This is a genomic window from Kribbella italica, assembly GCF_014205135.1.
GTDB lineage: Bacteria > Actinomycetota > Actinomycetes > Propionibacteriales > Kribbellaceae > Kribbella > Kribbella italica.
In genome coordinates this window covers 3,213,899-3,237,088 of record NZ_JACHMY010000001.1, presented here as the reverse complement: position 1 = coordinate 3,237,088, position 23,190 = coordinate 3,213,899, and the positions used below count along the sequence as shown (strand labels likewise).

General features: G+C 70.0%; 29 protein-coding genes. 21 read left to right on the top strand and 8 right to left on the bottom strand.

The window, feature by feature from the left end; translation table 11 throughout:
* The first annotated feature begins 41 nt into the window (after positions 1-41).
* From HDA39_RS14960 to HDA39_RS42350, 7 genes are all read left to right on the top strand, one after another.
* Positions 42-2,792 carry an FtsK/SpoIIIE domain-containing protein gene (locus tag HDA39_RS14960; RefSeq protein ID WP_184795824.1) on the top strand — a complete coding sequence of 917 codons (2,751 nt, stop codon included), beginning with the start codon at positions 42-44 and terminating at the stop codon, positions 2,790-2,792.
* Positions 2,789-3,466 (top strand): hypothetical protein, encoded by a 678-nt coding sequence (locus HDA39_RS14955; RefSeq protein ID WP_184795823.1) that lies wholly within the window; start codon positions 2,789-2,791, stop codon positions 3,464-3,466. The genes HDA39_RS14960 and HDA39_RS14955 overlap by 4 nt, the downstream gene beginning before the upstream one ends.
* Before the next feature lie 16 nt (positions 3,467-3,482).
* A complete protein-coding gene (locus HDA39_RS14950; RefSeq protein WP_012922179.1) occupies positions 3,483-3,743 on the top strand; it encodes a hypothetical protein in 261 nt (86 codons plus the stop codon).
* 11 nt (positions 3,744-3,754) lie between these two features.
* The gene (locus HDA39_RS14945) at positions 3,755-5,083 is read left to right on the top strand and encodes a hypothetical protein (protein WP_184795822.1); all 1,329 of its coding nucleotides are present in this window, start codon (positions 3,755-3,757) and stop codon (positions 5,081-5,083) included.
* Positions 5,070-5,531, top strand: coding sequence for a hypothetical protein (locus HDA39_RS14940; protein WP_184795821.1), 462 nt, complete (start codon positions 5,070-5,072; stop codon positions 5,529-5,531). Before HDA39_RS14945 ends, HDA39_RS14940 begins: the two co-directional genes overlap by 14 nt.
* Before the next feature lie 252 nt (positions 5,532-5,783).
* Complete coding sequence (locus HDA39_RS14935) at positions 5,784-6,011, top strand: hypothetical protein (protein ID WP_184795820.1); 228 nt, start codon at positions 5,784-5,786, stop codon at positions 6,009-6,011.
* Complete coding sequence (locus HDA39_RS42350) at positions 6,008-6,559, top strand: hypothetical protein (protein WP_238356060.1); 552 nt, start codon at positions 6,008-6,010, stop codon at positions 6,557-6,559. The genes HDA39_RS14935 and HDA39_RS42350 overlap by 4 nt, the downstream gene beginning before the upstream one ends.
* A gap of 90 nt (positions 6,560-6,649) precedes the next feature.
* Here HDA39_RS42350 and HDA39_RS14925 read toward each other — a convergent pair whose 3' ends face one another.
* Positions 6,650-6,964: a hypothetical protein gene (locus tag HDA39_RS14925; protein WP_184795819.1), complete on the bottom strand. Its 315-nt coding sequence runs from the start codon at positions 6,962-6,964 to the stop codon at positions 6,650-6,652.
* A 161-nt stretch (positions 6,965-7,125) separates the two neighbouring features.
* Between HDA39_RS14925 and HDA39_RS14920 the strand changes: the two genes are divergently transcribed.
* Both HDA39_RS14920 and HDA39_RS14915 read left to right on the top strand, forming a co-directional pair.
* The gene (locus tag HDA39_RS14920; protein WP_184795818.1) at positions 7,126-8,118 is read left to right on the top strand and encodes an NAD-dependent epimerase/dehydratase family protein; all 993 of its coding nucleotides are present in this window, start codon (positions 7,126-7,128) and stop codon (positions 8,116-8,118) included.
* 4 nt (positions 8,119-8,122) lie between these two features.
* Positions 8,123-8,614: a metallophosphoesterase family protein gene (locus HDA39_RS14915; protein ID WP_184795817.1), complete on the top strand. Its 492-nt coding sequence runs from the start codon at positions 8,123-8,125 to the stop codon at positions 8,612-8,614.
* Here HDA39_RS14915 and HDA39_RS14910 read toward each other — a convergent pair.
* Complete coding sequence (locus tag HDA39_RS14910; protein ID WP_184795816.1) at positions 8,611-8,766, bottom strand: hypothetical protein; 156 nt, start codon at positions 8,764-8,766, stop codon at positions 8,611-8,613. The genes HDA39_RS14915 and HDA39_RS14910 overlap by 4 nt on opposite strands.
* 117 nt (positions 8,767-8,883) lie before the next feature.
* Here HDA39_RS14910 and HDA39_RS14905 point away from each other — a divergent pair, with 117 nt between their 5' ends.
* From HDA39_RS14905 to HDA39_RS14890, 4 genes are all read left to right on the top strand, one after another.
* A complete protein-coding gene (locus HDA39_RS14905; RefSeq protein WP_238356059.1) occupies positions 8,884-9,417 on the top strand; it encodes a hypothetical protein in 534 nt (177 codons plus the stop codon).
* Between the two features lie 85 nt (positions 9,418-9,502).
* Positions 9,503-10,750 (top strand): exonuclease domain-containing protein, encoded by a 1,248-nt coding sequence (locus tag HDA39_RS14900; RefSeq protein WP_184795814.1) that lies wholly within the window; start codon positions 9,503-9,505, stop codon positions 10,748-10,750.
* A gap of 15 nt (positions 10,751-10,765) precedes the next feature.
* Positions 10,766-11,281, top strand: coding sequence for an orotate phosphoribosyltransferase (gene pyrE, locus HDA39_RS14895; RefSeq protein ID WP_184795813.1), 516 nt, complete (start codon positions 10,766-10,768; stop codon positions 11,279-11,281).
* Between the two features lie 26 nt (positions 11,282-11,307).
* On the top strand, positions 11,308-11,727 hold the full coding sequence (locus HDA39_RS14890; RefSeq protein WP_184795812.1) for a hypothetical protein: 420 nt from the start codon (positions 11,308-11,310) through the stop codon (positions 11,725-11,727).
* Between the two features lie 55 nt (positions 11,728-11,782).
* Here HDA39_RS14890 and HDA39_RS14885 read toward each other — a convergent pair whose 3' ends face one another.
* The 3 genes from HDA39_RS14885 to HDA39_RS14875 form a co-directional block, all read right to left on the bottom strand.
* Complete coding sequence (locus HDA39_RS14885; RefSeq protein ID WP_184795811.1) at positions 11,783-12,616, bottom strand: DUF429 domain-containing protein; 834 nt, start codon at positions 12,614-12,616, stop codon at positions 11,783-11,785.
* Entirely contained in the window at positions 12,552-12,806 is a 255-nt protein-coding gene (locus HDA39_RS14880; protein WP_184795810.1) for a hypothetical protein, read from the bottom strand. The genes HDA39_RS14885 and HDA39_RS14880 overlap by 65 nt, the downstream gene beginning before the upstream one ends.
* Before the next feature lie 104 nt (positions 12,807-12,910).
* Positions 12,911-13,399 carry an FBP domain-containing protein gene (locus HDA39_RS14875; protein ID WP_184795809.1) on the bottom strand — a complete coding sequence of 163 codons (489 nt, stop codon included), beginning with the start codon at positions 13,397-13,399 and terminating at the stop codon, positions 12,911-12,913.
* Between the two features lie 231 nt (positions 13,400-13,630).
* On the opposite strand from HDA39_RS14875, the gene HDA39_RS14870 reads away from it, so the two are divergent.
* Positions 13,631-14,185 carry a YceI family protein gene (locus HDA39_RS14870; protein WP_184795808.1) on the top strand — a complete coding sequence of 185 codons (555 nt, stop codon included), beginning with the start codon at positions 13,631-13,633 and terminating at the stop codon, positions 14,183-14,185.
* 453 nt (positions 14,186-14,638) lie between these two features.
* Entirely contained in the window at positions 14,639-15,145 is a 507-nt protein-coding gene (locus tag HDA39_RS14865; RefSeq protein ID WP_184795807.1) for a hypothetical protein, read from the top strand.
* Between the two features lie 157 nt (positions 15,146-15,302).
* On the opposite strand, the gene HDA39_RS14860 is transcribed toward HDA39_RS14865, so the two are convergent.
* Positions 15,303-15,863, bottom strand: a complete 561-nt coding sequence (locus tag HDA39_RS14860) for a hypothetical protein (protein ID WP_184795806.1) — start codon at positions 15,861-15,863, stop codon at positions 15,303-15,305.
* Between the two features lie 214 nt (positions 15,864-16,077).
* Between HDA39_RS14860 and HDA39_RS14855 the strand changes: the two genes are divergently transcribed.
* The 6 genes from HDA39_RS14855 (at position 16,078) to pgm (ending at position 22,057) form a co-directional block, all read left to right on the top strand.
* On the top strand, positions 16,078-16,560 hold the full coding sequence (locus HDA39_RS14855; protein ID WP_184795805.1) for a hypothetical protein: 483 nt from the start codon (positions 16,078-16,080) through the stop codon (positions 16,558-16,560).
* A 9-nt stretch (positions 16,561-16,569) separates the two neighbouring features.
* Complete coding sequence (locus HDA39_RS14850; RefSeq protein ID WP_184795804.1) at positions 16,570-17,751, top strand: sensor histidine kinase; 1,182 nt, start codon at positions 16,570-16,572, stop codon at positions 17,749-17,751.
* An 8-nt stretch (positions 17,752-17,759) separates the two neighbouring features.
* A complete protein-coding gene (locus tag HDA39_RS14845; RefSeq protein ID WP_238356058.1) occupies positions 17,760-18,401 on the top strand; it encodes a response regulator in 642 nt (213 codons plus the stop codon).
* 12 nt (positions 18,402-18,413) lie between these two features.
* Complete coding sequence (locus HDA39_RS14840) at positions 18,414-18,767, top strand: MmcQ/YjbR family DNA-binding protein (RefSeq protein ID WP_184795802.1); 354 nt, start codon at positions 18,414-18,416, stop codon at positions 18,765-18,767.
* A gap of 110 nt (positions 18,768-18,877) precedes the next feature.
* Positions 18,878-20,368 (top strand): fused MFS/spermidine synthase, encoded by a 1,491-nt coding sequence (locus HDA39_RS14835; RefSeq protein WP_184795801.1) that lies wholly within the window; start codon positions 18,878-18,880, stop codon positions 20,366-20,368.
* Positions 20,369-20,431: 63 nt separating this feature from the next.
* Entirely contained in the window at positions 20,432-22,057 is a 1,626-nt protein-coding gene (gene pgm, locus HDA39_RS14830; RefSeq protein WP_184795800.1) for a phosphoglucomutase (alpha-D-glucose-1,6-bisphosphate-dependent), read from the top strand.
* Here the strand turns inward: pgm and HDA39_RS14825 are convergent.
* Together HDA39_RS14825 and HDA39_RS14820 are read right to left on the bottom strand one after the other, a co-directional pair.
* On the bottom strand, positions 22,054-22,452 hold the full coding sequence (locus HDA39_RS14825) for a DUF3037 domain-containing protein (protein WP_184795799.1): 399 nt from the start codon (positions 22,450-22,452) through the stop codon (positions 22,054-22,056). The two genes, pgm and HDA39_RS14825, sit on opposite strands and share 4 nt — an antisense overlap.
* Positions 22,449-23,186 carry a HipA family kinase gene (locus HDA39_RS14820; protein ID WP_184795798.1) on the bottom strand — a complete coding sequence of 246 codons (738 nt, stop codon included), beginning with the start codon at positions 23,184-23,186 and terminating at the stop codon, positions 22,449-22,451. The genes HDA39_RS14825 and HDA39_RS14820 overlap by 4 nt, the downstream gene beginning before the upstream one ends.
* Between the last annotated feature and the right edge of the window lie 4 nt (positions 23,187-23,190).

Here is a 23,190-nt window from a genome sequence, read left to right as displayed (position 1 = left end):
GGTAGTGAAGGTCGCGGGGCGAAGGTGGAAGGACGGTGCTCGTGACGGAGGCGCCTGACGGGGGAACGACGCCCGGACCGGTTTCTCCGGAGGTGCTGGAAGCCCGGATCCGCGGTCTGCAACACGCGCTGGCGCAACTGCTCGACAACGCCCACCAGTTGACACGTGGCGAGCACCAGCGCGCCGTCCAGCTGCACCGTCAGCTGCAGGAGCAGACAGCGATCGCGCGGCGTGAGTCCAGCGGGCTGGTCGCGGCCGCGACCGCGGAGGCGTTGGCCACTGCTGAGCCGACCGCTCGGCTGCTGGCCGATCGGCTCGCTCCCGGACTCGCTTCCATTCCTCCGAACGACGCGCGCTGGCGCTCCCGCCAGCTCGTCGGCGCCGGCATCCCGTCGTACGTGCGGGTCGGTGAGCTCGACGCCGGTACGCCGGTGGTCGCGCCGCTGCTGCGGACCAACGGATGGCGGGTCACCGCGGACCGGCCCGAATCGGCGCGGCAGCTGCTGCAGAGCACAGCCCTGCGGCTGATCGCGGCGGCCGAGCCGTTCCGGTTGCGGATCGACTCGTTCGACCCGCGGCTGACCGGGATGATGGGCCTGCTCGGCCACCTGACCACGAAGTACCCGCAATTGGTGCCTAGGGCAACACACACCGCGGAGCAGCTGCACTCGGTACTGTCCAGCCTGGTCGACGTGTCGTCGCTGCGGGCCAGCCGGCAGGCGCAGCTGGGCCACAAGCGGTTCGAGGAGCTGATCCGGGAGACCGGCCGCGTCACCGATCCGTACCGGCTGATCGTGCTGTTCGACTACCCGGCCGGCATCGACACGCTCGCTCAGCGGGACCTGCTCCGGCTGGCCGCGACCGGTGGTGAGCGAGGCATCTGTTTCCTGGTGCACCACGACCCGGCGATGGCGTCGGAGTCCGACGTCGACGCGCGGCAGCTGCTCGATCTGCTCACACCGGTGTCGGTGACGAACGGCAAGGTCGAGGTGGCGCAGCTGGCCAACGTACCGGCCAAGCTCGACCCGCCGTTCGAGGCGAACGTTGCCACCGGCATCTGTGACGTCGTGGCCGAGCTGGCGGAGATCGCCGTCCTGCCGACGATCGACTTCGAGCGGACACTGCCGGACCGATTGACCTGGTGGAACCCGGTCAAGGACGAGCTGAGCACGGTCATCGGGTACGACGACCGCACGCCCGCGCTGATCCGGCTGCGCAGCGGCAACCCGGCGCTGCCGCACGTCCTGGTCGGCGGTGCGGTCGGCCAGGGCAAGTCGAACCTGTTGCTGGTGATGATCCACGGCCTGGCCGCCCGGTACGCGCCGGACGACCTGGAGATGTACCTGCTCGACTTCAAGCACGGCGTGGAGTTCTCGGCGCTCGGACCGGCCGCTGAGCGCGAGCACTGGCTGCCGCACGTCCGGGTGCTCGGTATCCACAGCGACAGGGCGTTCGGGCTCGCCGTACTGCGGCACCTGTCCGACGAGCTGGCGCGGCGCAGTGAGATCTTCAAGGCGCACGGGAACGTCGCGGACATCGCCGAGCTGTCTCCCGGGCCGGAGCGGCCGCCACGGATCCTGGCGGTGCTGGACGAGTTCCAGGTGCTGCTGGAGGACGACGACGAGCTGGCTGACGAGGCTGCGCGGCTGCTGGAGCGGCTGGTTCGGCTCGGTCGTGCGTACGGCGTCCACGTAGTACTGGCCACGCAGACGATCGAAGGGGTCAAGCGGCTGTCGACCCGGCGCGACTCGATCTTCGGCCAGGTGCCGTACCGGATCGCGCTGAAGACGACACCGGCCGACTCCCAGGCGATCCTGCGGACCGGGAACACCGCGGCCGCGGAGCTGCAGTTCCGGGGCGAGGCGGTGCTCAACGCGAACTTCGGCTCGCCGGACGACAACCAGCACGTGCTGGTCAGCTTCGCCGACAAACCGGTGCTGGACGATCTGCGGCACGAGCTGTGGCGACGGTCCGGTACGACGAGGGCGCCGCGGGTCTTCCACCTGGCCGAGCCGGCGCGGCTGACCGACACGGCGGCTGCCGTGAAGGCCGAACTCGGCCGGCCCTGGATGGGGCTGCCGATCGCGGTGACTGAGGAGCCGGTGGCTATCGAGGTGCAGCCGGAGCCGGGCGCCGGCGTACTGGTGCTTGGGGACGGGCCCGCTGACGCGCTGGGTGTGCTGACCGGGCTGGCGGTGTCCACCGCGGCTGCTGCCGCCGTGCCGCCGCGGTTCGTGTTCCTGGACGGGACGGACTCGGCCCCGGCGGTTGCTGAGGGCAAGGGCGCGCTGATCCAGGCACTGCGGTTGCTGGGTTGCGAGGTGGAGACGGTCGACAAGCACGGGGACGTCGCGCCGAAGCTGTTCGGGCTGCGGGACCAGGTGAAGGAGGGACGGGTCGGCGGTACGACGTACCTGCTGGGCTTCGGGCTGCACGCCGTACCGAAGATGCAGGTGCACGCCGAGGGGTTCTTCGAGAGCCCGGCGAACGCGCTGCAGGAGATCGTGCGTGACGGGCCGACGCAGGGGCTGATCACCTTCGGCTGGTGGAACCGGCTGCACGTCTGCACCGAACAGCTGGGGTACGGGCGGGCCAACGTGGCTACCCACCTGTTCTTGCGGCACCCGCAGGAGGGGGTGCGTGCAGTGGCCGGTCCGCTGGTGCGCTGGGCGTCGGAGCCGCACCGCAGCCTGCTGTGGGACGGGCTGCACCCGGAGGCGCAGGTCGTCGTACCGTACGCGCCGTTGCGCGTTGACGAGGTCGACCGGTACTTGGAGCTGGTGCGGCGATGAAGACCGAAGAGCAGGAGTGGGCCGAGTACGCCCGGGAGCTGCGGCGCGTGGCTGGTGCCCGTGCGGACGCGCAGCAGGAGCAGGACCGGCGTACGGCGGCCAAGACCCAGGCGGAGGCCACTGCGATGGCTGAGGCCAACGCGATGGCCGAGCGGGGGCACAAGCTGGAGGTTCGGCTCAACGGACTGGCGGAGAAGGCCGCGGTGAGCCTGCAGCGAGCAGGACTGCCCTCGGACGGCAAGCGGACGCCGGTGCCGCTGCCGGAGATCAGGGCGATCGCCGACATCGAGGTGGTGGCTTCCCGGATCACCAAGCAGCTGGCGGAGACCGTCGACCAGCTGGAGGCGGTCCGGGCGGAGGCCCTGGCTGAGCAGGAGCGACGGAAGCGCCGTACGATCAGCGCCGCCCTGACTGTGGCCGCCCTGCTCATCGTGTGGGTGGCCCAGTCGTTCTTTGCCGGCGTCGAAGCGGCCGCGATCGCGGCGGTGACGATGCTGGCCGCGTCCCGGGTGCTGGGCCTGCCCCGGCTGCCCGGAGCGCGCTGGTGGGGCTGGGGCGGGGCCGTGCTGGTCGTCGTACTGATGGCGGCCGGGCTGCCCTGGTGGCTGGCGATCGGCGTACCGGTGCTGGTGTCCGGTACGGCGATCGTGCTGCCGAAGAAGCGCAACTCCTAGGGAAGAGGCAGTCGACGTGTCGGACGTACAGCGGCTCAAGGAACAGCTGCACCAGGTATCTGCGGAGGCCAAGCAGGCAGCTGGTGGGCTGGCCGGGTTCAAGCTGCGGTTCACGCAGCACAGCGCGCAGGTGGAGAGCCTGATCGCCGGTACGGCGACCGGGGTGGACCGGGACATCTCGGAGATCCTGGACGCGGCCGGCAAGGCGGTCGAGCAGGCCGCTGAGGCGCTGGAGATCGCGTCGGCCGGCTGCAAGAGCTACGCGGACCAGATCTAGGGTCCCTGCTCGTGCCGTCTGATCTGCAGCGGGTGGCTCGGGGACTGGTCGAGTGCCTGGACGAGGTGCCGCAGGTGGTGCTGCACCTGCAGCGGACGGCCGACCGGTGCCGGGAGAACGCGGCACTCGCGATCGTGGCGTCGCAGGGGCGGGCGACGGTGGCGGCGCAGCAGCTGGATGCGGCGGCTCGGGCTTGTGAGGCCGCCGCGCACTACCTGTCCATGGCGCCGCCGAAGGCGAAGGCGTGGGCTGAGCGGTTGGTCGGGGAGGGGCGGTCCTCGAACCGGCCTGACTCGGGGTCGGCGGACCGCAACAAGGCGACCGGTGGAGTTGGCGAGCGGGACTCGCGGGGTCGGACTCGGTGGTTGGAGGCGCGGTTCAAGCCTGGGGAGGATCCGGAGGCTGGTGAGGCGCCGCTGATCCGCGTGGCGCGGAAGGCTTTCGAGGAGCTGCGGAAGCAGCAGGAGAAGGACGCCGAGGAGTGGGATCGGTCGGAGTCGCCGGAGGAGCTCGAGGTCGAGCTCGTGGTCGATCCGAAGGGGGAGCTTCGAGTTGCGGGGAAGGCGGCTGCTTCTGCTGATGAGGACGAGGATGCTGAGCGCCAGGAGCCGGCGTACGAGATCGTGGTGGATCTGGGGGATGCGGCGCGGGAGCTGCTGGAGGCGATGGCGGCGTCGGGGGAGCAGGTGTGGGAGCGCGCTGAGCTGGTGATCGCGGTGGATCGGGTGACGGCGACTTTCGAGTACGGCGAGGATGGGCCGGAGGTCGTCGTACCGGTGGTTGATGTGGAGCTGCCTGAGTTCGAGGTGGGTGAGGTGCCGGGGGCGGTCGACGTACCGGTGCTGGATGTTGAGGTGGGGGAGACGGAGTTCGATCCGGCGTTCGAGCCTCGGGCGTTGGGGGTGGATTTTGCGCCGGGGGTGCATGATCCGGGTGGTTCGTTCAAGCCGCACGAGATTCCGACGGCTGAGCGATTGGCCGAGAACGGGTGGCGAGTCGATGCGCGGCCGCCGGACCACAAAACGCAGCGTCACAAGAATCCCGACGTGATGCTGAGAAAATCTGGTCAGGATCCTGGCGTCAGGGTGGAGATCAAGGCGCCGATCAGCAGCAAGCTCAGTGCGATCAAGCGCAACATCAGAGACGCCAGCAAGCAGGCGAAGGAGGGCGGCGAGGTGGTGATCGACGGACGAACGATCGATCTCTCGGAGTTCGACATGCACGAGGCGTTTCGCAGTGCGTGCCTGCAGGAAGGGTCGCCGGTGTCTCGACGGGTGCACTTCATCCTCGGCGACGGGCGGCTCGTGACACTTCTCAAGGAGATGCATGTCCGACAGTGACGAGGTGTTCCTGGCGAGCGACAAGCCCTTGGCCGAAGTCGCGGCGCGGGCGGCAGAGGTGCTGGGGCTGGAGCTCATGGGGGAAGAGAACGGGGAGTACCAGTACCGGGCGCGGGGGAGGTCGTTCGACGGTTGGATCGGGGTGTTCATCGAGGCGAACGACTACTATCCGGAGCCCGGCGAGGTGCAGGCGATGGATCTGTATCCGGTCCGCGTGGATGTGCAGAGCCGTGCGCTGAAGGAGACCCAGCCGGAAGAAGCGCGGTTGGCGTTCGAGTTGCTGAGCGTTGGACTCCCCGAGGTGCCGGCTCTGCTGTCGCACAACCTGGAGGTCCTGGTGGCCGCGAGTCGGCCAGGGGTGGGGATCCACTACTTCGGTGAGAACGTGTGGCTCGATCCGCCTGAGGTGGAGCCGTGGCGGCCGTGGGTGTTGCTGGCCGATGATTGACGGCTGACCTGAAGGAATCGGCGTGGAGCTCTGAGTCCCGCGAGGCCCGGCGGGCGGGAGTTGGTGCTGCGGAGGCTGGGTAGGAAAAGATTTCTGGAAGTCGCGTCATGAAGCTTCGTGGGGGCCGTCACTATCTGTGAACCCATCCCCACAGGGAAGTGGAAGTGATGACGTGATGTGCGAGTTGTCGATGTCGCTGGTGGGTAGGTCATGGGGCGGTTCTCGCCTCCTGGTTTTGCGTCGGGTGCACTGATGGGCGGGGACCATGCGGGGCCGCAACGGCGGCGGGTGCGGGTCTGGTTCGGGGACCATGTGGTCGCGGACTACTGCGCCGAGGCGGAGCTGGCGGATCGGTACGCGGCGGCGATGTCGCGGCGGTTCGCGGGGCTTCGGGTGACCAGCGAGCCGGTGTCGGCGGCTGATCCGGGGTCGGGGCGGCCGTTGCCGGGGGAGCGGTTGTGGGAGGTCGCGCCGAAATGAGATCTCGCCGGTTTCGGTTGATGCGGCACGAGGACGTGTCCGGGGTGAGTGGGACCGGGCCTGTCGCGGAGGGGGTCCAGTTCACCGACGGGGCGGTCGCGCTGCGGTGGTACGGGGACTACCCGACGACCACCGTGTGGGACGGGATCGACTCGGTGGTCGCGATCCATGGGCACGGCGGTGCTACCGAGGTCGAATGGCTCGACCCGGATCCAGGGCCGGACCCGGCGGTCGCGCGGCGGGAGGACCTGCCGCCGCAGCCGTGGCCCGAGTTGCATCAGGCACCGGAGTCCGAGGACGAAGGGCCGGGTCCTAGTTTGACCAGGTCTGGCGATGCGCACGGTTCAGCCGGTACGACGGGCGCTGCGGACAGCGCGGCCGGGCCGGATGCTGACAAGCCCCGGGCGACCAGGCCGATCTTTCCCGCGGAGCACGGGTCCTGGGGGCCGGTGTTCCCGGGTGGGCGCGCCAAGGAGCCGTTCTCGGAGTTCATGGACGACTCGGCCGGTTCGGCGCGACGTCGTACCGGGTTCACCGACCTCCTCTGACCAACGACCGGGTCCGGCGCCGCGGACCTGGTCCTCCCCCCCGAGCGGGCCGCGCACCGAACTCCCTCCGGTGCCGGCCCGCTCGTAGTCTCAGGGCTTGTACTCCTCCGTTTCCAGCTGGTCGAAGTTGCGGAAGGTCGGCGGCCCGTCGCACAGGCCTGCCAGCGTGGCGGCGAACGCGCCGGTGTCCTCGCGGCCGGAGTTCTCCATCGCCTCCTCGTACGACGCGAACTCGATCACCGCGCAGTACCGGCCCTCTTCGTCGCGGTCGGCGCACGACATCGCCCGGACCGGGCTGGGGCCGTCGCCGGCCTCCTGCCGCTTCTGGCGGAAGTCGCTCATCAGCGTGGCGATCTCGTCCTGCCGGGACGTGCGGTACTCGATGAACTGCACGAAGCCAGTCATGTCATCCCCCTTGGATTAGGCCTCTTCTGCTGACAGTGCGCCGCGCCCTGGCGGTCCGCAAGGCTCTGGGCGCCCTGATGACTCGCTGCTGGCGGCAGGCAACCATCTGCTGTCAGCAGAGGTACTGGGAATCGGCCCGGCGGGCTGCTTGGCTTGGTGCCATGCAGATTCTGGTACTGGGCGGCACGGCCTTCCTGGGGCGCGAGATCTCGGCACAGGCACTCGCGCGGGGACACGCGGTGACCTGTGTGGCTCGGGGCGAGAGTGGTGGGGTCGTGGACGGCGCCACGCTCGTCACGGCCGACCGGAGCAAGCCGGGCGCGTACGACGGCGTACCGGTGCGGGAGTGGGACGCGGTGTTCGAGGTGTCCTGGCAGCCGGGCTTCGTCAGGGAGGCGCTGAGCGCACTGGGCGAGCAGGCGAAGCACTGGACCTACGTGTCGACCGGCAACGTGTACGCGGACTTCAGTACGCCGGGTGCCGACGAGTCAGCGCCGTTGCGTGAGCCGAGCGAGTCGGACTCGGCTGACCGGGACCAGTACGGCGAGGCGAAGGTCGCTTGCGAGCAGCTGTCGTCAGCGGCGGTAGGGGATCGCCTGGTGATAGCGCGGGCCGGTCTGATCGGCGGACCAGGTGACCGGAGCGACCGGGCCGGGGCCTGGGTCGCCCGTGCGGCCAGGGCGCCTGAGGAGCCGTTGCTGGTGCCGGACACGCCAGAGCTGCCCTCCTCTGTCATCGACGTACGGGATCTTGCCTCCTGGTTGCTGGACTGCGCTGAGCAGGGCGTGACCGGGACGTACGACACCGTTGGGCCGGTGCTGCCGTTCGGTGAGTGGATCGAGCTGTCGCGCCAGGTCGGTGGCCACACCGGTCCGGTCGTACTCGCGCCGAGGAGCTGGCTGGAGGAGCAGAAGGTCGAGCAGTACATGGGACCGGACTCGCTGGCCATGTGGCTCACCGAGCCGGGCTACGAGGGCTGGTCGAACCGCAGTGGCCAGGCGGCGGTCCAGGCCGGCCTGCGGCACCGGTCGCGGGAGGAGGTCGTCCGGGACACGCTGGAGTGGGAGCGTGAGCTGGGGCTCGACCGGGAGCGCAAGGCAGGGCTCAGCCCGGCGCGGGAGCAGGACCTGATCGCGCAGCTCGGCACAGACTGAGGGCATGAAGCTGCTGCTGATCTCGGACACCCACCTGCCCGTCAGGGCGAAGAAGCTGCCGGAGCCGGTCTGGGACGCCGTCGACGACGCCGACGTGGTGATCCACGCCGGTGACTGGGTGAACGTCGAACTGCTGGACGAGCTGACCGAGCGAGCGCGGCGGCTGATCGGCTGCTGGGGCAACAACGACGGCCCGGAGCTGCGGAAGCGGCTGCCGGAGGTGGCCCGGGAGACGCTCGACGGACTGCGGGTGGCCGTCGTCCACGAGACCGGCGGCAAGCAGGGACGTGAACTCCGCGCCGAGAAGGCGTACCCGGACGTGGATCTGCTCGTCTTCGGGCACAGTCACATCCCGTGGGACACGATGTCGCCGCGGGGCCTGCGGCTGCTCAACCCGGGATCACCGACGGATCGCCGTAGCCAGCCGTACTGCACCTACCAGACGGCCACGATCACCTCGGGCCGGCTGAAAGATGTTGCCCTGCACAACCTTTAGGCGTTGGCTGCTTCCTTGACCCGGGCCTTCAGACGGTCACGAACCTCTTCGGGCGTGTACGCACGCCGCTTCCGTTCGCCCCGCGCGACCACCACACCGGTCGCGGCGACACCCACCAGGCCGGCGACTCCGAGCACCTTCCATACCTTCATGAGCACTAATCTAGCGACGTGGAGACGCGGATAACGCTGGACGACGCTACGGAACTGACACGAACAGGTGACATTTGGCTGTTTCGCGGGGAGTCCGCGGCCGATCGGGCGATCCAGTTGACGACCAACAGCCCGGTCAACCACGTCGGGATGGCGATCGTGATCGAGGACCTGCCGCCGCTGATGTGGCACGCCGAGCTCGGTCGCTCGCTGCCCGACGTCTGGACCGGGAACCACCAGCGCGGCGTACAGCTGCACGACCTGCGCGACGCGGTGACCACCTGGGCGCGCAGGTACGGCCAGCGTGCCTGGCTGCGGCAGCTGGACCCGGAGGTCGGCCAGGAGATGGAGGACGCCGTACTGCGGGTTGTGGCGCGCCTGGACGGTACGCCGTTCCCGTCGACCGCCCGGCTGGCGTCGCGGTGGATCCGTGGGCGGGTGCCGGCGTTCCGGCGCGGGGACCGCGACCTGGTGCTCGAGACGGCGTACTGCGCCGAGGTGGTCGCGCTGACGTACGAGGAGATGGGGCTGCTGCCGGGCGGGCGGCGGCCGAACTGGTACGACCCAGGCCGGTTCTGGAGCGGCGACGACCTGGACCTCGGGCTCGGGGCGACGCTCGGCGAGGAGATCGCGGTCGACGTACCGGCCTGAGGTCGGGTGGACCGGAATTGTCGGTGGGCTGTGATTGGCTGGTCGCAGTAGGAAACCACGGACCGATTCCGAGGAGGCGTCGCCGATGTATGCCGTCATCGACACCGAGACGACCGGCCTGCTGCCCGGGCACCGGCACCGGGTGATCGAGGTCGCCGTCGTGCTGCTGGACGCCCAGGGGCGGTTCGAGGACGAGTGGGTGACGCTGCTGAATCCGCAGCGCGACCTCGGCCCGCAACACATCCACGGGATCCTGACCGCCGACGTGCTGGCCGCGCCGGAGTTCGTCGACGTCGCGCGGCGGCTCGGCGAGCTGCTCGCGGGGCGGATGGTGGTGGGGCACAACGTCGAGTTCGATCTCGGGTTCCTGCGGGCTGAGTTCGCGCGGCTCGGGCACGTCGTACCGCTGGTCACCGAGCGGTCGATGTGCACGATGGCGTTAGCCGGGTATCTGTTTCCTGGGTCGCGGCGGACGCTCGGGGCGTGCTGTGCGGCGGCCGGGATCACCTTGGAGGGTTGGCATTCGGCGCTCGCGGACACGCGGGCGACGGCTGAGTTGTTCAGTGCGTATCTGCGGTCGTTCCCGTCGCCGCCGCCGTGGCAGTGGGCGTACGACGAGATTCGCGAACTGCCGTGGCCGGAGTTGCCGGGGACGCATCGGGGGCCGACGGTTCGGCCGGTGCACGCGGGTGGTCGGCACGGGTGGATGAGTCGACTCGTCGATCAGTTGCCACGGGTTCCGGAGCCGCCGCAGGCTGACTCGTATCTTGCGGTGCTGGACACGTTGCTGGCGGATCGGGAGATCGACGCGGCGGGGGCCGATCTGTTGGTGCATGTGGCAACGGATCTGGGGCTGACGCGGTCGCAGGTCGATCAGCTGCACGGGGTTTATCTGGACGAGCTGGCTGCGGCGGTTTGGCTGGACCGGGAGATCAGCGACGAGCAGCGGGCGGATCTGGATCGGGTGGCGACGATGCTCGGCCGGCAGGCCGGGGATGTGGACGACGCGTTGGTTGCCGCTAGCAACGGGCAGTACGTCGTACCGGCGCGGCCTGGGGCCGGTGGGTTTCCGCGGGGGAGCACGGTGGTGTTCACGGGCGACATGGTGGAGGCGCGGGAGGTGTGGTGGGACCGGGCGGTGGCGGCCGGGTTCAGTCCGCAGGAGTCGGTGCGGGCGGAGACCACGTTCGTGGTGGCGGCCGATGTGGACAGTTTGTCGTTGAAGGCTCGGGCGGCGCGGGAGTTCGGGGTGCCGATCATCGCGGTGGAGGCGTTTCGGCGGTTGCTGCCGGCTGAGGTGCTGCCTGTTGATGACGAGCGGAAGGCGGGGTGATCTAGGGTCGTTGGCGTGGAGAGAGCAGAGTTGGGGCGGCGGATCTACGAGGTGGCGCATCTGACCGGGGAGTTCACACTGCGGTCGGGGGTGACGACCGATCACTACTTCGACAAGTACCGGTTCGAGGCGGATCCGGTGCTGCTGGAGGCTGTCGCCGAGGCGATGGTTCCGTTGGTGCCGGCGGGGACCGAGGTGCTGGCCGGGCTGGAGATGGGCGGGATTCCGGTGGTGACCGCGTTGGGGCGGCAGACGGGGTTGCCGTGTGCGTTCGTGCGGAAAGAGGCGAAGGCGTACGGGACGTGCCGGTTGGCCGAGGGCGCCGAGATCGCGGGGCGCCGGGTGCTGGTGGTTGAGGACGTGGTGACCAGCGGCGGGCAGATCGTGCTGTCGACGCGCGAACTCCGGGCGCTGGGTGCGGACGTGCGCGAGGCGTTGTGCGTGATCGACCGCGAACAGGGCGGGGCCGCGGCGCTGAAGGAGATCGACCTCGGGCTGCTCTCGTTGCTGAAGGCGGCTGACCTTGGGTAGTTGAGGGCTGAGCTTGGGTGCTGGGGGTGGCTGACGTCGGGGCGCTGGACGCCGCTGACGTCGGGGCGCTGAAGGCCGCTGAGGTCAGCTCGCTGAAGGTGGCTGGCCGCGGAATGCTGGACGCGGTTTGCTGGAGGCGGCGGGTCTCGGGTTGCTGGAGGCGGCGGGCCAGCGTCATCGGCCGGCTGTCGGCGCTCTCGTACTGCTGCCTCGGGTTGCCGAAGGTTGGTGACGTCGGGTTGGAGGAGGTGGCTGGCGTCGGGTTGCCGAAGGTTGGTGAGCTCGGGTTGCTCGAGGTGGCTGGCGCCGGGTTGCCGAAGGCTGGTGGCGTCGGGTTGGAGGTGGCCGGCCTCGAGTTGTTGCTGGAGGCCGCTGACGTCGGGGCGCTGGAGGACGCTGACCGTTGGGTCGCTGATGGCTGCTGGGGTGAGGCGTGGCGACGGTGATCCGGTCGAGCGACGGGACGCTCGGGCGGATCGTGTAGCTGCTGGCCCTGGGTGGTCAGAGACGTTCGGTGTGGAGTGCTTGGTCGTAGCGGGCTGCTTGGGCTGGGGTGACGGGGGCGAGGATTTGGCCTGACTCGGGGGTGCCGAAGGAGCGGACTCGAGCTGGGTGGGTTGCTGCGTAGGCGGCGATGTAGGCGCAGACCACGCCGTCCAGGGCGTCCTCGACGCGTTTGAGGTCGGCCTTGCGGGTTGCTTGGGTGAGGGCTTGGCGGAGTTGCTGCCAGGCGGGGTTGGCCTTGACCTGCAGGGGTGGGGAGGCGTCGGCGAGGGACTCGACGTACTCGGCCAGGCGGAGCATCTCGGTGTGCAGGTGGGTGAAGTCGCGGCCGGGTTTCGACTTGTACTGGAGGATGCGGGGGAGGTCGAAGAGGGTGACGATCGCGGGGTGGGGGTAGACCTCGGCGGCGCGGCGTTCGGCGGTGGGGGCCAGGTCGAGGTCGAGGGCCTCGATCAGGCGGAGGGCTCGGGAGCCGTTGGCGAAGCTGGGGTTCTTGGTGTTGGCGGCGTGGCAGGACGCGCCGAAGCGGCCGTAGTACTGGGAGATCAGGCGTTCGCAGGGGCGGTGGCCGGTGGCGTTGCGGACGATGATCGGCGCGTCGAACGCGACGAAGGACGGACCGGCGGTCCAGCGGCGTAGCCAGGTGAGGAGGTCGTCGTCGGTCTGCTGGACGGTGACGTCCAGCAGCTCACCGGACGCGTCCAGTACGGCGAGGCCGGTGACGCCACGCTGCCCCCAGGCGAGGTCGACGCCGACGTACCGGATCTCAGTCCTCCGCGTCCTCGCGTTCGATCTCGAAGCGGAGGCTCTTGCCGGAGCGGATGCGTTCAACCGCGGCGAGACAGGCTTCGGGGCTCATGTGGACGCCGATCTCGCCGAGGCGGTTGCGCAGGACCAGCGCGGCGTCCTCGGCCGACCGGGCGCTCGACTCGTTGATCGCGTCGATCGTCGCGGTGGTCAGCTTCTCGCGGATGTCCGGGTGGACCTCGTGGATCTCGTGGGTGATTCTGAACTCCGACATCGCGACCTCGTTCTCCCGTCCAGCCCGTGATGTGATCCCAGGCTAGGGCACGTCTCCCGATTCCCGGACCAGCCTGCCGAAGCATTCTGTCGCTCCGGACCGCGCTAGGCGAGTACCCGCGACACGAAACTCTCAAGCCGGTGGCCCAGGCGCTCGATCCGGACCTCGGAACCGACGGTCTCGCCCTGGGGGACCTCGGGCTCGCGCAGGCCGCGCAGGTAGAGCGAGCAGGCCAGGTCGGCGCAGATGTAGGTGCCGACCGTGTTGCCGGCGCGACCGGCCGAGCCGGCGCGGCGGGCGGCGAAGAGCGCGACGTCGATGACCTTGTGCGCGGTGTGGCAGAGATCGCACAGCCCGGTGCCGCGGCGGGGCTTGCCGGTGGCGGAGGTGTTGAGCGCGATGCCGAGCACACCGTCCTCGCGCGGTACGACGAGGTAGGCGCGGGCCGGAGCCTTGGCGTCCCGCCAGCCGAGGAAGTCCAGCGATTCCCAGGGCAGCTCGGTCAGCCCGGCCGGCATCGTGACCGCCTTCACCTGGCTCTTGGACGAGTTGACGAACGATCGCCGGATCTCGTCCGCGTTCAGCGCCTGCACCACGTACTCCTCACCTCGACGGTCTGCCGCCCCACTCAACCCGCGACGCGCGGTCGCGGCAACCGAATATGGGTGGCTGGAAGGACGCCTTCGTGCAGGTCGCCGGCGCCGGATCGTGACAGTCAGATGGCGATCCGGCAACATGCGTGGCGGGGGAGTGGACTTATCAACCTGAGGCTGGCAGCATGAGATGTACAAACTTCAACTAAGCGCCCCCGGAGGACACCAGCTATGAGCACGACCGACTACGCCACGCTCACCGGCGACTACACGATCGACACCGCGCACAGCCGGACCGGCTTCGTCGCCCGGCACGCGATGGTGACCAAGGTCCGCGGGTCGTTCAACGAGTGGGAGGGCTCGGCCCACCTCGACGGCGAGAACCCGGCGAACTCCTCGGTCAAGGTGACGATCCAGGCCAAGAGCATCGACACCCGCAACAGCCAGCGCGACGACCACCTGCGCAGCAACGACTTCTTCGAGATGGACGAGCACCCGGAGATCACCTTCGTCTCGACCTCGGTCGCGGCCAAGGGCGACGACGTCTTCGCCGTCACCGGTGACCTGACCATCAAGTCCATCACCAAGCCGGTCACGATCGACTTCGAGTACACCGGTACGGCGACCGACCCGTTCGGCAACACCCGGGTCGGCTTCGACGGCGCGGTCACGATCAACCGCAAGGACTGGAACGTCACCTGGAACGCGGCCCTCGAGGGCGGCGGCGTCCTGGTCAGCGAGAAGGTCACGCTCGAGATCGAGGTCTCGGCGATCAAGAACGCCTGAGCTCTCCCGTACGACGCGTCGCGCCCGGCGGGAAGCTGCGCACCGAATCGGCCGCAGCCACATCAGGCGGCGTCGCAGGCGGGAACACGTGCGCACCCGCTCGCCCAAGAACGACACCGGCCGCTCGGGCGGCCGGCGAGCAACCGGGGTCACCGATGATCGGTGGCCCCGGTTTCGTTCCAGGGACAGGAGGCGCTGGTGGGATGGTGGTGCCGGTGTCGTCGGCGGCGACAGGTCGATGCCGCGGTCCTGCCCGCAGGCCGCCGGCCGTCCACATCACCAGCACCCGTGTCTTTCTCGGTGCCGGTTTCTGATAGGCGGCGGCCCGCGGGGGTGTCGGGTTCGTCGCGGTGGGGTCACGATCGGCCTTCGGTGCGGGCGGGGAGGTTTTGCTGCCCCCGTGCGCTGGAAAACTCTTGGCTGAGTGACGACCTAGGGCCAGGGGGTCCGCCGATGATCGACACCAGGCTCTACCGATGGTTCCTGCCGCTGATCGGGCGGCGCCGGCCGGTACGGAGTACGCCGGAGTCGTTCCGCCCGCGCGGGACGAGTTCGCGGGTGAGCCGGCTCGCGGCGCGGTACGACGCCGACGTGGACGAGGCGCTGCAGCGGCTCTGGCCGAAGGCGCGGGTCTACCACGATCGCGAGTTCGCGCGGGACCGCGCCGACTTCCTGCTGGTGGTGCGCGGGCGTGGGGTGATGGTCGAGACGAAGGTGAAGAGCGATCCGGGGTTGTTCCGCGGGTCGACCTTGCCGCCGTTGCTCGACCGGTTGCAGCGGGACGGCAGGCGCCTGGTGGTCCTGCTGAACCAAGGCGATCCGACGCCGGCGCGGGAACTGGTGGCCGAGAAGCTGGGTGACAAGGCGCGGATCGTGGTGTGGTCCGGGCCGGATCAGGACTGCGAGCTGCGGGCGGCGGTCGAGGAGTTGATCGCGCAGGAGTCGCGCCACCCGCTGTGAGAGTGCGGATCAGGCCACAGTGAGGTTGGGAAAGCCGACAGCGCGGAGAGATGGACTCTCCGCGCTGTCGGCTGACTCCGGATCGCGAGGTGTGCCCGAGGGCGGCGATCAGGAGTCGTGTTCTCCTCCGGCAAGGCCCGGAGGTTGCTTCAGGGGGTCAGCACTTCTTTGCGGTGGTGCTCCCGCCGTCGACGACCCAGCGGCCGTCGCGCTGCTCGACGCGCATCTCGTCGATCCAGCGGGTCGGGGACTTGGCCGGGATCACGCCGCGGCCCTTGGCGTCGACCGTCCGGGCCGCCTTCGTGTCGTAGCAGGCGCGGATGATCACGCCCGACGCGGCGATCGTGCGCTTGGCCCAGATCACCTTGGTGGCGCCGGTGTTGCGCAGCTTGCGGGCGCGGTAGTACTTGGCCTGCTGGCTGTACGCCTTGTAGAGCCGCGGTGTCATCACCGGGGCCAGCTGCTTGGTCGCCTTGCCGCCGCTCTTCATCATCGTGTCGAGGGCGGCGCGGTAGTCGTAGTACGCGTTGACGACCGGGTCGTCGGACGCCGGTGGCGCCTCGGGCTGGGCCGCGCCGACCGGGACGTCGTTGTGCTTGGACGCCTTCTGGGCGCCGGGGGACGAGGCGGCCACGTCGGCCGATTCGCCGCCGGCGCAACCGGCGAGCATCAGGACCGGGATCAGCGTGGCGGTCACCGCCAGGTCTCGAATGCGCATGGAACGAACCTCCTGTCGGGTGCCGCCGGGAGCGGACTGCCGCTACCACCGGCACTGTTCGTGTAACGCGGCGACACGGACCGTGGTCACTGTGACCTGGGTCACATTCGACCCTGTACCGGGGTACTGGGAGCGGTTTCGCTCCCTGGCCGGATGTGCCGGGGCCCGCGAATTTCTAGCCTCGATCTCGACCACTGAGACCGAGGAGAGCGCGATGACGGACACCAGGACGAGCACAGCCGGCACGCACGGCACACCCGCAGGCCGGCCTGCGCCGCGGACCGAACCGCCGCGGACTGAACCCCCGCGGACCGAACCGCCGCCGGCTGAGCCGCGCCGGCCGTCCACGGCGTTGCGGGTCGCCCATCGGGTGATCACGGTCGCCCACGGACTGCTGGCGCTGTTCCTGATCGGCCTGTGGGGGATCGCGGTGGTCCGGGGACCGTTCTTCGGCCTGGTCGAGCACGGCCCGTTCGGGCCGGAAACGTGGGGTGGACCGACGTTGGCGGGAGCCTGGGCCGTCCATGCCGCGGTGGCGGTGCCGGTGATCGTGCTGATCCCCCTTGCCCTGTTGGGAATCCGCAGACTGCACACCACGATGACCCGCGAGCCTCTCCGCTGGTGGACCTGGCCAGTCGCGGTACTGATCGCTGTGGCCGGTGTGGTGCTCTTCGTCGCCTGGCTCCAGCAGCTCTAGGGTCGCCAGATGACGGGATGGCCGCAGGGTAGATGGGCGTGGGTCGCGGGCGCCGGTACGGCGGCGCTGTTGGTGCTCACGGCGATGGACCTCGGCCAGCACTACCAGCTCCCACTGGGTGCCGCGCTGGCACTGGGCGCGGCCCGGGCTCTGACGCTCGGACTGGCGTGGGTCCGGCCGAAGCTCAGCCTGCCCGGGTCGCTCGCCACAGCCGTCCTGACTGCCGCAGTGTGCGTGCCGGTGAGTGCGGACGAGCCCTGGCCGTGGCCGGTGACGAGTGTGTTCGGGCACTCGATCGTGCTGGCCGTCATCGCCGCGCGTGCATCGCGACGACGCGCACCGGGCGGACCTGCCGGTGATCACGTCCAACGCGGCCCTCTGGCCGGCTGGTGGGTGGCCACCCAGCTGACAGGTGTCGGAGCGATGCTGCTGGCGCCCGAGCGCGGGTCGTGGGTCGGGCTGCTCACCATGGCGGTGTTCTCCCTGGTTGCTGTGGTCATCGGCGACCTCCAGAGATCGCGTGCCGAGGCGCGGCAGCAGCTGGTGGAGCAGGAGGAGTTGACGGAGGCGGAGCGGGCCGAGCGGGCCCTGTGGCAGGAGCGGGCGCGGATCGCTCGGGAGCTGCACGACGTGGTGGCGCATCACCTGTCAGTGGTCGTCGTACGGGCGGACAGTGCGCCGCACCGACTGCAGACGCTGCCAGAGGAGGTCCGGACCGAGTTCGCAGGGATCGCTGAGGAGGCGCGGTCGTCGCTGACCGAGATGCGGCGCGTACTGCGGCTGCTGCGGTCCGAGCCGGGGGAACTGGAGCCGCAGCCGGGGCTGGAGGATCTGGCGGGGCTGGTCGAGCGGGCTCGGCAGGCGGGGGCGTCGATTGAGCTGGACGCGACGACAGAGGAGGTGGACCCTGCTGTGGCCCACACGGCGTACAGAGTGGTGCAGGAGAGCATCAGCAACGCAGTACGGCATGCACCGGGTGCCGCGATCACAGTGGTGGTGCGACAGGTTCAGAACGAGCTCAGGGTCACGGTGGCCAACAGCACGGGCGGTAGCGGCACCAAGAACACAACAGGGCATGGGCTGTTGGGCATGCGGGAGCGGGTGAGCCTGGTGGATGGGACCGTGAGAGCCGAGAGCACGCCGGACGGCGGGTTCGTGGTGGAGGCGGTCATGCCGGCGCAGGCCCGATGATCAGGGTGATGGTGGTGGACGACCAGGAGATCGTCCGCGCCGGGTTCAGCGCGCTGCTGGGATCGCACGACGATCTCGAGATCGTCGGCCAGGCCGGGGACGGCGCCGAGGCGATCGAGGTCGCGCGAGACGTCAGGCCGGACGTGATCCTGATGGACGTGCGGATGCCGGTCCTGGACGGGATCGCGGCGACCCGGCAGATCCTCGCCGAGAGCAGCGAGCCGAAGGTGATCGTGCTGACGACCTTCGATCTCGACGAGTACGTGTACGACGCACTCCGCGCGGGTGCCAGCGGTTTCCTCCTCAAGCACGCCTCGCCCGGCGAGCTGGCGGCAGCGGTCCGCGTCGTCGCCGCGGGCGACGCGTTGCTCGCGCCGTCGATCACCCGGCGCCTGGTCGAGGACTTCGCGAAGGCCCGTCCCGTCCTCCCACCGGTCGACGCGACCCTCACCCCGCGCGAGACCGACGTACTGCGACTGCTTGCCAAGGGCCGGTCGAACCGCGAGATCGCGGCCGACCTCGTCCTCGCCGAGCAGACCGTGAAGTCGCACGTGAGCCGCATCCTGACCAAGCTGGACCTGCGAGACCGGGCGCAAGCTGTTGTCTACGCGTACGAGGCCGGCGTCGTCGCGCCCGGACCGAAACGCTGAAGGGCGGAGAGTATGGACGGGTTGGAACGACTGCGGGCCCTGTGCCTGGCGTTGCCGGAGGTGACCGAGCGGCTGAGTCACGGTGAGCCGACGTGGTTCATCCGGGACAAGAAGACGTTCGTCATGTTCGCGAACCAGCACCACGACGACCGGATCGGCTTCTGGTGCGCGGCCCCCGAAGGCGCGCAGCAGGAACTGCTCACGACCGACCCGGACCACTTCTTCCGTCCGCCGTACGTCGGGCACCGCGGCTGGCTCGGCGTCTACCTCGATGTCGACGACGTCGACTGGGACCAGCTCGCCGAGCTCGTCCGCGACGCCTACCGGCAGGTCGCGCCCAAGTCCCTGGCGGCGTTGGTCGACTAGGTGGCGCTGGTGGTCGGGTCCGTCGGAGAGCTCACTCTGAGCTTGACGGATGAAAGGCGCCGGAATCGACAACGTAAAGCAGGGTTGGGTTCCACCGATAGGGTGGCGCGGTGAGTGACACTGAGGTCCGGGTCCGTGGGATCGGGGACAAGCTGGCGATCGGGCTGTCGTTCGGGAGCTCGGCGGCGGTGATGGTGCTGGAGCTGGTTTCGCTGCGGCTGGTCGCGCCCTATCTCGGGCTGACCCTGGAGACGAACACCGCGATCATCGGCGTCGCGCTGGCGGCGATCGCGACGGGTGCGGCGCTGGGTGGGCGGTTCGCCGACACGGTGCCGCCGACGAAGACGCTGGGGCCGTTGGTGATGTTCGGCGGGGCGCTGGTGCTGCTGGTGCTTCCCGTCGTGCGGTGGACCGGGGAAGCCGTGCGCGGCGGTGGCGAGAACACGGTGTTCCTCGCGGTCGCGGTCGCGATGTTCGTGCCGGCGGCGTTGCTCGCGGCGGTGACGCCGATGGTGACCAAGCTCCGGCTGTCGACGCTGACCCAGACCGGCACGGTGGTCGGCCGGCTGTCGGCGTACGCGACGGTCGGCGGGATCTTCGGGACGGTGCTGACCGGGTTCGTGTTCGTCGCGAAGGTGCCGACGAGTGTGATCGTGCTCTGCCTCGGTGGGCTGCTGGTGGTCGTCGGCGCGGTGCTGACGATCTTCCTGCGCGGTGTCCAGGCGGCCGCCCGGCCGCTGGTCCTCGCGCTGATCGGCGGTGGACTGACGCTGGTCGCGCCGCGGCCGTGCGAGGTCGAGACCGCCTACCACTGCGCCCGGATCGAGTCCGACCCGAACAGAGCCAGCGGCCGGATCCTGTACCTCGACCAGCTGCGGCACTCGTACGTCGATCTCGAGGACCCGACCTACCTCCAGTTCGAGTACATCAAGAACTTCGCGGACCTGATCGACACCGAGTTCCCGGCCGGTCAGCGGATCGACGCGCTGCACGTGGGCGGCGGCGGGCTGACCATGCCGCGCTGGCTGACCGCGACCCGGCCGGGCACGCACAACAAGGTGTACGAGATCGACCCCGGCGTGATCGCGCTGGACAAGGCCGAGCTCGGCGCCGAGTCGGGACCGGAGCTGGACCTGCAGATCCGCGACGGGCGGCTCGGCGTCCGGTCCGAGCCGACCGACAGCCGCGACCTGGTGATCATGGACGCGTTCGGCGGCGTCGCCGTGCCGTGGCACCTGACCACGCGCGAGATCGTCGCCGACGTCCACCGGGTCCTGCGGCCGGGCGGGCTCTACACCGCCAACATCATCGACTTCGGCCCGCAGAACTTCCTCAAGGCCGAGGTCCGGACCGTCGCCGAGGAGTTCGAGAACGTCGCGATCGTCTCGACCCGCGCGGCGCTCGCGGGGGAGCAGGGCGGCAACTTCGTCCTGGTCGCCTCCGACGAGGAGCTGCCGGTCGCCGCGCTGCGGACCCGGCTGGGCGCTCGCGCCGAGGTCCTGGCCGGAGCGGACGACGTCCGCCGGTTCGTCGGCGACGCACCTGTCCTGACCGACGACTTCGCGCCGGTCGACCAGCTGCTGACCCCGTTCCCCAGCTGACCGGAAGCTGGGCAACCGGCGGCCGGAGTTGTGCTCGGCGCCCCGGGCTTGTTGCATGTGCACATGCACCCACGCGCAGGTCAGCCCGCCCGGCCCGAGGATCTCGTCGACGTCGACGCGTTGCTCGCGGCGTACGACGGGATCACCCCGGACGTCGACAACCCCGCCCAGAAGGTCGTCTTCGGGACGTCGGGCCACCGCGGCTCGAGCCTGGACGGCGCCTTCAACGAGGCCCACATCCTGGCGATCACGCAGGCCGTCTGCGAGTACCGCGCCGGTGAGGGCACCAGCGGTCCGCTCCTGGTCGGCCGGGACAGCCACGGCCTGTCCGAGCCGGCCTGGCGGACCGTGCTCGAGGTCCTCGCGGGCAACGGCGTGCAGACCCTGGTCGACAGCGCCGACCGGCTGACCCCGACGCCCGCGGTGTCGCACGCGATCCTGCGGCTCAACCGCGGCGCGGGAGCAGGTGCCGACGGCATCGTCATCACCCCGTCGCACAACCCGCCGCGGGACGGCGGCATCAAGTACAACCCGCCGCACGGCGGCCCGGCCGACTCCGACGCGACCGGCTGGATCGCCGCCCGCGCCAACGAGCTGATCGCCGGCGGCAACCGTGAGGTACGCCGTACGCCGTTCGAGCAGGCCCGGAGCCAGGCCGGCGACTACGACTTCCTCGGCCACTACGTCGACGACCTGCCGTCGGTGATCAACCTGGACGCGATCCGTTCCTCCGGGCTGCGGATCGGCGCCGACCCGCTCGGCGGCGCGAGCGTCGACTACTGGGCCGCGATCGGTGAGCGGCACGGCCTCGACCTGACCGTGGTGAACCCGCGGGTCGACCCGGCCTGGTCGTTCATGACGCTCGACCACGACGGCAAGATCCGGATGGACTGCTCCTCGCCGTACGCGATGGCCTCGCTGGTCGCGCAGAAGGACCGGTACGACCTCGCGACCGGCAACGACGCGGACGCCGACCGGCACGGCATCGTCACACCGGACGCCGGGCTGATGAACCCGAACCACTACCTCGCCGCGGCGATCTCGTACCTGTTCGCGAACCGTCAGTGGGGTCCGGACGTCGCGGTCGGCAAGACGCTGGTCTCGTCGTCGCTGATCGATCGGGTGGTCGCGGATCTCGGCCGGCGGCTGTGGGAGGTGCCGGTCGGGTTCAAGTGGTTCGTGCCGGGGCTGATCGACGGGTCGGTCGGGTTCGGCGGCGAGGAGTCGGCGGGCGCGAGCTTCCTGCGGTTCGACGGCAGTGTCTGGACGACGGACAAGGACGGGATCCTGCTCGCGCTGCTGGCCAGCGAGATCACCGCGGTGACCGGGGAGACGCCGTCGCAGGCGCACGCGAAGCTGGTCGAGCGGTTCGGCGCTTCGGCGTACTCGCGGGTGGACGCACCGGCGACCCGCGAGCAGAAGGCGAAGCTCTCGGCGCTGTCGGCCGATGCTGTCACCGCGACCGAGCTGGCCGGCGAGCCGATTCTCGATCGGCTGACCAGTGCGCCGGGCAACGGCGCGGCGGTCGGTGGGCTGAAGGTTACGACCGAGTCCGCGTGGTTCGCGGCCCGGCCCTCGGGGACCGAGGACCTGTACAAGATCTACGGCGAGTCGTTCAAGGGCGCCGAGCACCTGGACGAGGTGTTCGTCCAGGCCCGCGAGGTCGTCTCGAACGCGCTCGACAGCTAACGCACGAAGGCGTCCACCAACCGGTCCAGGTCCGTGGCGGGGCTCGTGGTCAGCCCGCTGTGGATCGGACCGGGGTGGACGACGGTACTGCGTGGCGCCGCGAGCCACCGGAAGCGTTCACCGATTCGCGTCGCCGCCGCCGGTCCGCCCGCCGGGTCGCCCGCGCAGATCGCGCGGATGTGCTCCAGCGACGCGCACACCACGTCGACGTCCACGGCCGGGTCCAGCGAGCGCAGCCGGGCCGGGTCGACGTCCCAGGCAGCGCCGAGGAAGTCCATCCCGCGGCAGTAGATCACCGCGCCGACGTTGACGAACTCGCCGCGGTGGATGCGTGGCGCGGCGCGCAGGATGACGTAGTCGAAGGGGACCAGGTCGCCGGTCTCGAGGTCGTTCATCGCGCACCACCCGGCAGCCACGCGGACCGGTCGGCCAGCCGGGCGGTCAGGTGCCCGAGGTAGCGATCCCGGTCGCCGTCGGCGATCCACGCGTCCGGGACCAGCGCGATCACCTCGGTCAGCAGCTCCGGCGTGAGCTCGGCCGCCAGGGCCGCGTCGATCGCCGGTACGGCGGGAGCGTCGTCGCGGAAGACGTGGTCGGTCGCGTCGTACGGCAGGGCGGCGAAGCGCTCGGCCGACATCCAGGAGTGGTGGAAGTACAGGGCCGCGCCGTGGTCGATCAACCAGAGTTCCTTGTGCCAGACGAGCAGGTTGGGGTTGCGCCAGGAGCGGTCCACGTTGGCGATGAACGCGTCCAGCCAGAGGATCCGCGCGCGGGTCGCGGCGTCCGGCGTACCGCTGGAACCGTCGTAGCCGAACGAGCCGGGCAGGAAGTCGACCGCGAGGTTGAGGCCGGCGCTGCGGACCAGCAGGTCCTGGATCTCCTCGTCGGGCTCGGACCTGCCGATCGCCGGGTCGAGCCGGCAGAGCTTCAGCTCCGGGATCCGCAGCCCGAGCCGGCGGAACAGCTCGCCCGCGATGATCTCGGCGACCAGCGCCTTCGGCCCCTGGCCCGCGCCGTGGAACTTCAGCACGTAGGTCCCGAGATCGTTGCCTTCGACAACTCCCGGCAGCGACCCGCCCTCGCGCAACGGCAGCACGTAGCGGGTGGCGGTGACAGTCGGCAGACTCACCCGG